Source organism: Amycolatopsis sp. NPDC043889, from assembly GCF_056435645.1.
In genome coordinates this window covers 25691-34205 of record NZ_JBWKEC010000036.1, presented here as the reverse complement: position 1 = coordinate 34205, position 8515 = coordinate 25691, and the positions used below count along the sequence as shown (strand labels likewise).

The 8515-nt window shown below is 71.0% G+C and carries 9 protein-coding genes; 6 read left to right on the top strand and 3 right to left on the bottom strand.

The genetic code is table 11. The features are described 5' to 3' along the window. Positions 1-230: 230 nt before the first annotated feature. Positions 231-446: a hypothetical protein gene (locus tag AC0685_RS37785; protein ID WP_478229872.1), complete on the bottom strand. Its 216-nt coding sequence runs from the start codon at positions 444-446 to the stop codon at positions 231-233. 40 nt (positions 447-486) lie between these two features. Between AC0685_RS37785 and AC0685_RS37780 the strand changes: the two genes are divergently transcribed. Further along, positions 487-792, top strand: a complete 306-nt coding sequence (locus AC0685_RS37780) for a TetR family transcriptional regulator C-terminal domain-containing protein (protein ID WP_478229871.1) — start codon at positions 487-489, stop codon at positions 790-792. On the opposite strand, the gene AC0685_RS37775 is transcribed toward AC0685_RS37780, so the two are convergent. After that, the gene (locus AC0685_RS37775) at positions 789-1493 is read right to left on the bottom strand and encodes a FadR/GntR family transcriptional regulator (RefSeq protein ID WP_478229870.1); all 705 of its coding nucleotides are present in this window, start codon (positions 1491-1493) and stop codon (positions 789-791) included. The two genes, AC0685_RS37780 and AC0685_RS37775, sit on opposite strands and share 4 nt — an antisense overlap. Positions 1494-1638: 145 nt before the next feature. Between AC0685_RS37775 and AC0685_RS37770 the strand changes: the two genes are divergently transcribed. From AC0685_RS37770 to AC0685_RS37755, 4 genes are read left to right on the top strand one after another with little or no spacing between them, the layout of a single operon-like run. Then, on the top strand, positions 1639-2916 hold the full coding sequence (locus AC0685_RS37770; protein ID WP_478229869.1) for an SLC13 family permease: 1278 nt from the start codon (positions 1639-1641) through the stop codon (positions 2914-2916). Between the two features lie 11 nt (positions 2917-2927). Further along, on the top strand, positions 2928-4337 hold the full coding sequence (locus tag AC0685_RS37765) for an acyl-CoA synthetase (RefSeq protein WP_478229868.1): 1410 nt from the start codon (positions 2928-2930) through the stop codon (positions 4335-4337). Further along, positions 4330-5586, top strand: coding sequence for a carboxyl transferase domain-containing protein (locus AC0685_RS37760; protein ID WP_478229867.1), 1257 nt, complete (start codon positions 4330-4332; stop codon positions 5584-5586). The genes AC0685_RS37765 and AC0685_RS37760 overlap by 8 nt, the downstream gene beginning before the upstream one ends. A 10-nt stretch (positions 5587-5596) precedes the next feature. Continuing rightward, the gene (locus AC0685_RS37755) at positions 5597-6418 is read left to right on the top strand and encodes an SGNH/GDSL hydrolase family protein (protein ID WP_478229866.1); all 822 of its coding nucleotides are present in this window, start codon (positions 5597-5599) and stop codon (positions 6416-6418) included. Here the strand turns inward: AC0685_RS37755 and AC0685_RS37750 are convergent. After that, positions 6399-7331 (bottom strand): helix-turn-helix domain-containing protein, encoded by a 933-nt coding sequence (locus AC0685_RS37750; RefSeq protein WP_478229865.1) that lies wholly within the window; start codon positions 7329-7331, stop codon positions 6399-6401. The genes AC0685_RS37755 and AC0685_RS37750 overlap by 20 nt on opposite strands. Positions 7332-7430: 99 nt before the next feature. Here AC0685_RS37750 and AC0685_RS37745 point away from each other — a divergent pair, with 99 nt between their 5' ends. After that, the gene (locus AC0685_RS37745; protein ID WP_478229864.1) at positions 7431-8432 is read left to right on the top strand and encodes a saccharopine dehydrogenase family protein; all 1002 of its coding nucleotides are present in this window, start codon (positions 7431-7433) and stop codon (positions 8430-8432) included. Positions 8433-8515 lie beyond the last annotated feature (83 nt).

Here is an 8515-nt window from a genome sequence, read left to right as displayed (position 1 = left end):
GGGCCCCTTAAGAACCCCGCGGGTGGTTTTTGGGACCAAATGGTTGTTGGGGTGGGGGGGGGGGGGGGGGGTGTTTGGGGCGAAACCCAAAACCCCCCCCCACGACCCACTGGATCAACGCGCCACGGTCGCTTCGCCGCTAAGAAGTTGCCGAGCCCATTCGGTGATCACGGCGGCCGTCTTCGCCGGCTGGTCCTCGGCCGTGTACGCGTGACTGTCCGGAATGGTCTTCAACGGCGCGTCCAGCCGTTCGGCGAACCGCCGCGCGTGGGCGAGCGGGAACACGCGTCCTCCGCGGCCCAGGCCAGCAGGATCGGTTTGCCGAACCGGGTCGTGAGGCGGGCGGCCGCCTCACGGCTGTACCGCGCCGACACGCTGCCGATGGCCTTGCGGCCGTCGTGGCGGATGGCCGGATCGGTCATGACGGGGCCGATGAAACTCTCCATGGCCCGTGCGTCGACGGGATACTCGACGAGCCAGCCGTAGGTGTTGCGCCAGCGCCACGTGCGGCGGATCGGCGGCTACGCGGCGGGCCGCGAATTGGCGGAACGGCTCGCCCGGTCGGTCGCCGAGCAGAACGCGCGGCTCGTGGGCGCCCTGCGTGTAGGGGTGGAGGCCGGCGAACTGCGGGACGTCGACGCGGAAGAGGCCGCCACCGTGCTGTGGGCGGCGTGGAACGGGATCATCAGCCTCGGCTGGCGGCCGGATGCCTTGCGCCGCGACGAAAAGCAGCTGCGTGCCTTGCTCGCGGCGGCGACCGAGATCGCCGCGAACGGCTTGGTGAAACGCTAGTCGGCCTGCGGGTCCCAGGTCAGCAACCGGACCTTGCTGACGGTCTGGACATGCCGCCGCATCGCGTTCGCGGCCGCCTTCGGGTCGCCGTTCCGGATGGCCTCGGCGATGTTGTGATGCTGGCTCAGTGAGCGCCACGGCCTGCCGGGTTGCCGCAAAGACTCGTTGCGGCTTTCCGCGATCTGCGTGTCGATCGAACGCATGAACTCGGCGAGGAGGGCGTTGTTCGCGGCGGCGGTGATCGCTTCGTGGAACCGGCGATCGCCTTCGGCGCCGTGCCCGCCGTCCTCGATCTCGGTCTTCATGTACTCCAGTGCCGCGTCGATGGCGGCGAGGTCCGCGTCGGATCGTCGCGACGCGGCCAGTTCCGCGAGCTTGGTCTCCATCGCCTCGCGGGCTTCGAGTACTTCCGGAAGCCGCTTGCGGCGGGCGACGAGTTCGTCGACCGGTTCGACGTCGAGGTGATCGTTCCGCAGGTAGGTGCCCCCGCCGTGCCGGGATTCGAGCAGGCCCTGCACCTCGAGCACGACGATCGCCTGCTTGATCGACGCGCGGCTGACCCCGAGCCGCTCGGCGAGGTCGCGTTCGCTGGGGAGTTTGTCGCCCGCGCGCAGGCCGGACTCCTCGACGTGCGCCTTGATCCGCTCGACGACCTGCTCGTAGAGCTTCGCCCGGTTCAACCGGCTCAACGCCTCCGGCACTCGGTGCCCTCCCTTGGCTGGACAAGTGGCTCAGCCAATTTACCACTCGTGGGTTGACAGGTGGTCGCCGTCACAGGGAAAGTGGCTCAGCCACTAGTCCACTCGGCCACGCGCCAAGGGGCTCCCGCCGTCAAGGAGGACGGTCATGTCCGCCCAGCTGATCTCGATCCTTGTTCTCGTGGTGATCTTCGCCCTCGCCACGACCCGCTCGATCAACATGGGGGCGCTCGCCTTCGCCGGCGCTTTCCTCGTCGGCACCCTCGCCGGTGGCCTGGACACCGACGGCATCTTCGCCGGCTTCCCCGGCGACATCTTCGTGGTCCTGGTGGGGGTCACCTATCTGTTCGCCATCGCCAGGGCCAACGGCACCACCGACTGGCTGGTCGCCGCGGCCGTCCGCCTGGTCGGCGGCCGGATCGCGCTCATCCCGTGGGTGATGTTCGTGGTCACCGGAGCGCTGACCGCGATCGGCGCGGTGAGCCCGGCTGCCTGCGCGATCGTCGCGCCGATCGCGCTCGGTTTCGCCGCCCGCTACAAGATCAGCCCACTGCTCATGGGCGCGATGGTCGTGCACGGCGCGCAGGGCGGCGGGTTCTCGCCGATCAGCGTCTACGGCTCGATCGTCAACGGGATCGTCGAGCGCAACCACATCGCGGGCAGCCCCGTGGTGCTGTTCTTCGCGAGCCTCGGCATGAACCTCGCCATCGCGGGCGTCCTTTTCGTCGTACTCGGCGGGACCAAACTGCGGCGCCGCCAGCTCGTGACGGCGGGCGCCGAGGGAGTGGAGGCCGACGAAGAACCGCTGCCGCACGAACGGCGCATTCCCTTGGACGGGCCGAAGATCGTGACGCTGACCGGCCTGGTCGCGCTCGTGGCCGGCACCCTCGTGTTCGACCTCGACCCGGGCTTGACCGCCATCACCGTCGCCGTCCTGCTGAGCGTCGCGTGGCCCAAGACCAGCCGTTCCGCCGTCTCCGAGATCACCTGGCCGACCGTGCTGCTGATCTGCGGTGTGCTGACCTACGTGGCGGTGCTGAAGGAGATCGGCACCATCGACTACGTCGGCAACGCGGTCACCACCGTCGGGATCCCGCTGCTCGCGGCGCTGCTGCTCTGCTACATCGGAGGTATCGTCTCCGCCTTCGCGTCGTCGGTCGGGCTGATGGGCGCGCTCATCCCGCTCGCCGTGCCGTTCCTGGCGCAGGGGACGATCGGGCCGGTCGGCATGATCGCCGCCCTCGCGGTCTCGGCGACGATGGTGGACGTCAGTCCCTTCTCCACCAACGGCGCGCTCGTCCTCGCCAACGCGAAGGACGTCGACCGCGACAAGTTCTTCAAACAACTGCTGGTCTACGGGGCGCTCGTGGTGGCCGTCGTGCCGCTGATCGCCTGGCTCGTGTTCGTCGTGCCCAACTGGGGCTGAGGAGGAGATCCATGCTGGTTGCCGGGAAGAGTGACCGCGTCGCCCTGCGGTTCGGCGACGAATCCCTGACCTACGGCCAACTCGCGTGCGTCGCGGGCCCGCTCGCCGCCGCGCTGGCCGGGCGCCCGCGGGTCGCGGTGTGGGCGACACCGACGCTGCGAACCTGCGTCGCGATCGTCGCCTCGCTGACCGCCGGCGTCCCGGTGGTGCCGATCAATCCGAAGGCCGGATCACGCGAACTGGCGCATATCGTCGCCGACAGCGCGCCGGACCTCGTGCTGGCCGCGCCGGACGCCGAGCTGCCACCGGAACTCGATGTGCTGCCGCGGGTTCCGGTCGAGCTGGACACCTCGGGCACGCCGTGGCGAGGCGAGGAACCCGACCCGGAGTCTCCGGCGTTCGTCATCTACACGTCGGGCACTACCGGACCGCCGAAGGGCGTCATCCTCCCGCGCCGCGCGGTGGCGTCGAATCTCGACGCGCTCGCGGAGATCTGGGACTGGACCGACGCCGACGTCCTCGTGCACGCCCTTCCGCTGTTCCATGTGCACGGCCTTATCCTGGGCGTCGTCGGCCCGCTGCGACGGGGCGGTGCGCTGCACCACCTCGGCCGGTTCTCGACCGAAGCGGCCGCGAAGGAACTCGCCGGTGCGGGCACGATGCTCTTCGGTGTCCCGACGATGTACCACCGGCTCGCGGCCGATTGCGAGGCCGATCCCGCGCTGGCCGCCGGAGTGGGCGCGGCGCGGCTGCTGGTTTCGGGTTCGGCGGCCCTGCCCGCGACCGACCACGAGCGGATCACCGCCGCGACCGGACAGCGGGTCGTCGAACGCTATGGCATGACCGAAACTCTGATGAACTGCGGTGTCCGCGCGACGGGGGACCGGCGGCCAGGTGCGGTCGGCCCGCCGGTGCCCGGCGTCGAACTGCGGCTGGTCGACGACGCGGGAGAACCGCTCACCGGCGAGTCCGTCGGCGAGATCGAGGTCCGCGGCCCGAACCTGTTCCTCGGCTACCTGAACCGGCCGGACGCCACGGAAGCCACGATGCGCGACGGCTGGTTCAAGACCGGCGACATGGCGGTGCGCGATCCGGACGGCTACGTGCGGATCGTGGGCCGCCGCGCCACCGACCTGATCAAGAGCGGCGGCTACAAGATCGGCGCCGGCGAGATCGAGAACGCGCTCCTGGAACATCCGGGGGTCGCGGAGGCGGCCGTCACCGGGGAGCCGGACGACGACCTCGGCGAGCGCATCGTGGCCTGGATCGTCCCGGCCGGGGCCAAGCCGACGGCGGGCGAACTGGCCGACCACGTCGCCGGACTGCTGTCCCCGCACAAGCGGCCGCGTGTGGTGCGGTACCTGGAAGCGTTGCCGCGCAACGAGATGGGCAAGGTCCTCAAGCGGGCTCTCCATGACTGACCCGCTGGGCTGGGACGGTTACGCCGCTTCCCTGGCACGCGCCAGGAAACGCACGGGCACGGACGAGTCGGTGGTCTGGGAACGCGCGAAGATCGGCGGCCACGAGGTCGTCGTGATCCGCTTCGAGTTCGGCTTCCTCGGCGGTTCGGTCGGGACGAGGACCGGCGCGCTCATCGAACGGGCGCTCGACGAGGCGCGCTCGCACCGGCTTCCCGTCGTTTCGCTGCTGTCCACGGGCGGCACCCGGATGCAGGAGGGTGTTCCCGCGCTGCGGCAACTGCAGCGGATCGCGCGCGGTCTGGCGCTGCTGCGCGAAGAGCGGTTGCCGCACATCAGCGTCGCGCGGCACCCCACTACCGGCGGGGTGTGGGCGTCGCTCGGCGCCGACGCCGACGTCGTGCTCGCCGTCCCCGGCGCTCAGGTGGGTTTCGCCGGACGCCGGGTGCGGCCGGAGCGGTACGCCGACGATCCGGCGTACACGGCGGAAAACCAGTACGCGGCCGGATATGTCGATGAACTCGTGGCCGAAGACGCGATCACCGACCGGCTCGAGGTCTGGCTCGGTCTCCTGACCGGTGCCTCCCGGAACCGCCCGGCGGAGCTGCCCCGCGCACTCGGCGCCCTCGAACCCGCTCCGGACGGCTGGCAGGCCGTTCTCCGCGCCCGGTCTGCGGGACGGCCCCGCGCGGGTGCCTACCTCGACGACTACTTCGACACCCGCGTCACTCTCCGGGGCGGTATCGACGACGGCGTCCGTTGCGGGATCGGAAGCCGGGGCGGGCGGCCGATCGCCTTCGCGGCGCAGACCGGCATCGCGACCACGCCCGGCGGTTTCCGGACGGCGACCCGGCTGCTCCGGCTCGCCGACCGGCTGGGCCTGCCGGTGCTGACCCTCGTCGACACCCCGGGGGCGGCCGCCGATCCGGCCGCGGAGACGGCCGGGGCCGGGAACGCCATCGCCGAGCTGTTCGGCGCGATCGCGGCGGCGGAGGTGCCGATCACGACCCTGGTGATCGGGGAAGGCGGTTCTGGCGGCGCGCTCGCGTTCTGCTCGGCGGACCGGCTCTGGCTCACCCCGGACGCCTGTTTCTCCGTCATCGCCCCGGAACTGGCGGCCGGGATCCTCAAACGGGACCCTGAAGAGACCCCCGCCCTCGCCGATGCGCTGAAGCCACGTCCCGAAGATCTGCTCGCCCTCGGTGCCATCGACGGCATCGCGGGACCGGAACCGGTCACCTTCCTGAGATAAGGGGTTCGCCATGGTCAAGCGGATAGCCGTCGCGGTGCTCGCCGCGGTCACGATCGGTCTCCTGGCCACGCCGCCCGGCCAAGCCGCCGGGGCCGCCCGCTACGTCGCCATGGGCAGTTCCTTCGCGGCTGGACCGGGAATCCCGCCGCAGCAGCCCGGAACCCCGGCGGCGTGCGGACGTTCGACGAAGAACTACGCGAGTCTCGTGGCCGGGGAACGCGGATTCGCCCTCACCGACGTCACCTGCAGCGGAGCGACCACGGCGAACATCCTCACCACCGGACAGGCCGGGCAGCCGCCGCAGATCGAGGCCGTCACCAGGGACACCCGGCTCGTGACGGTCACCATCGGCGGCAACGACGTCGGCTACGTCGGGAGCCTGTTCACCTACGGCTGCCAGAACACCGGCGGCACGAACTGCGGCCAGGTCGACCAGGACGCCGTCCGCGCCGCGCTGACCACGGTGCACGAGAAGATCGGCGCCGTCATCGCGGCGGTCCATCGGCGCGCGCCGCGGGCGCGGGTGCTGGTCGTCGACTACCTGACGATCGTCCCGCGCACCACGCCCGCCTGCGACGGCGTTCCGCTCACCCCGGAGCAGCTGGCCTTCGAACGCGAGGTCGCGGACCGGCTCGCGGCGGCGACCCGGCGGGCGGCCCGCACCGAACGGGCCACCCTGATCCCCGCGGCCGCGGTCAGCACGGACCACGACGCCTGTGCTGCCGTCCCGTGGATGGAGCGGTACGCGGCCGCGCCGGGACGCGTGCCGTACCACCCGAACGAGGCCGGGATGGCGGCCGTCGCGGACCTGATCACGGCACACCTGCGTTGACCGCGCGGAACGTGCGGCGATAGCTGTCCGGCGGCACTCCGACCGTGCGGTTGAAGTGCCGCCGCAGCGTGGCGGCGGTGCCCATCCCGGTGGCCTCGGCGATCAGGTCGACGCTGTCGTCGGTCCGTTCCAGGAGTTCCTGAGCACGGCGGATGCGCTGGGTCAGCAGCCAGCGCAGCGGGGTCGTCCCGGTCGCCGACCGGAAGTGCCTGGCCAGATTGCGGGAACTCATGTTCGCGTGCCGGGCGAGGTCCTCGACGGTCAGCGGCCGGTCGAGCCGTTCGGTGACCCAGGGGAGCAGACGGCCGAGCGGATGGTCGTCCTGGTCGGGAACCGGGGCGGTGACGAACTGGGCCTGCCCGCCCGCGCGGTGCGGCGGGACGACCAGGCGGCGGGCGATGGTGTTCGCGACGGCCGAACCGTGGTCGGAACGGACCAGATGCAGGCAAAGGTCCATCGCTGCGGCTTTGCCCGCCGAGGTGAGCACGCTGCCGTTGTCGACGTAGAGGACGTCCGGATCGACCTCCACCAAGGGAAACCGGGCGGCGAGGACGTCGGTGTGCGCCCAGTGCGTCGTCGCCCGGCGGCCGTCGAGCAGACCGGCGGCCGCCAGCACGAACGCGCCCGTGCACAGGGACGCCACCCGCGCGCCCGCTTCGTGGGCGACGCGCACGGCCTCGACCAGATCGGACGGCGGATCGACGTCGATGTCCGCCCAGCCGGGAACGATGACGGTGCCGGCGCGCTTCAGACCTTCGAGGCCGTGATCCGGTTCGAGCAGGAACCGGCCGACCTTCACCGGCTTCGAGCCGTAGACGCCGAATTCGTACAGGCCTGTGTCGAAGACCTCGTGGGCGATGGACAGCTCGAACTGCAGCATCCCGTCCGTGGCGGCGAGGGCGACCGTGCTCATGTCCGAAAGTGTACGCATGATGGCGTTCCGGACACTGTCGATCGGCGGGATCCGCCGACAGGATGGTCCACAGTGGATCGTCCGAGGACAGGAGAAATCATGGGGAACTACGACGTCGCGGTATTCGGGGCTTACGGGCACACCGGGCGGTTCGTGGTGGCGGAGTTGCGCGAACGCGGATTCGGCGTGCTGGCCGTGGGACGCGACGAGGCGAAACTGCGCGGCCTGCCTTGGCCCGATCTCGACGTGCGGCAGGTGTCGGTGGACGACCCGGCTTCGCTCGACCGCGCGTTCGCGGGCGCGGACGCGGTGATCAACGCCGCCGGGCCTTTCGCCGACACCGCCGCTCCGGTGATCGAAGCGGCGCTGCGGGCGGGGATCCCGTATCTCGACGTGGCCGCGGAGCTCGAAGCGAACATCGACACCTTCGCTCAGTTCGGCGAGCGTGCGGCGGGAGCGACGGTGATCCCGGCGATGGCGTTCTTCGGTGGCCTCGGCGACCTGATGGTCACCGCCGCGATGGGCGACTGGACGTCCGCCGACGAAGCCCACGTCGCCTACGGGCTGAGCAGCTGGCATCCGACGGAGGGGACCCGCGCGGCGGGCAGGGTCTCGCGGGAGCGGCGTGACGGCAAGCGGATCCGCTTCTCCGGCGGCCGGATCGAACACCGCGACGACGCGCTGCCGGAGCTGGATTGGGACTTCCCCGCACCGCTCGGGACCCGGGCCGTGCTCGGGGAGTTCACGATGGCCGACGTCGTCACCGTCCCCAGTCACCTCGACATTCCCGAGGTGACCACGTACATGACGGTGAACGCGGCTCGCGAGGTCGTGACGCCCGAGACGCCCGCGCCTCCCGCCGGCGGCCCTTCCTCGCAGGAGTTCGTGGTCGACGTCGTCGTGCGGTCCGGCGGCGAAGAACGGCAGATCGTCGCACGGGGGCAGGACATCTACGCGATCACGGCACCGCTGGTGGTGGAGGCCGTCCAGCGCGTGCTCGACGGCCGGACGAAGGCGACCGGGGTCGTCTCGGCGGGCGAGGTCTTCGACGCGGCCGACTTCCTGGCGGCGTTGGCACCGCGGATCACGGTGGAGGGGTGACCCAGCGACACGCAACTCCGCACCGACGCCGCATCCGGCAGGGTCGCGAAGGCCACTTTCGCAACCAGCAGTCGGCGCAGGTG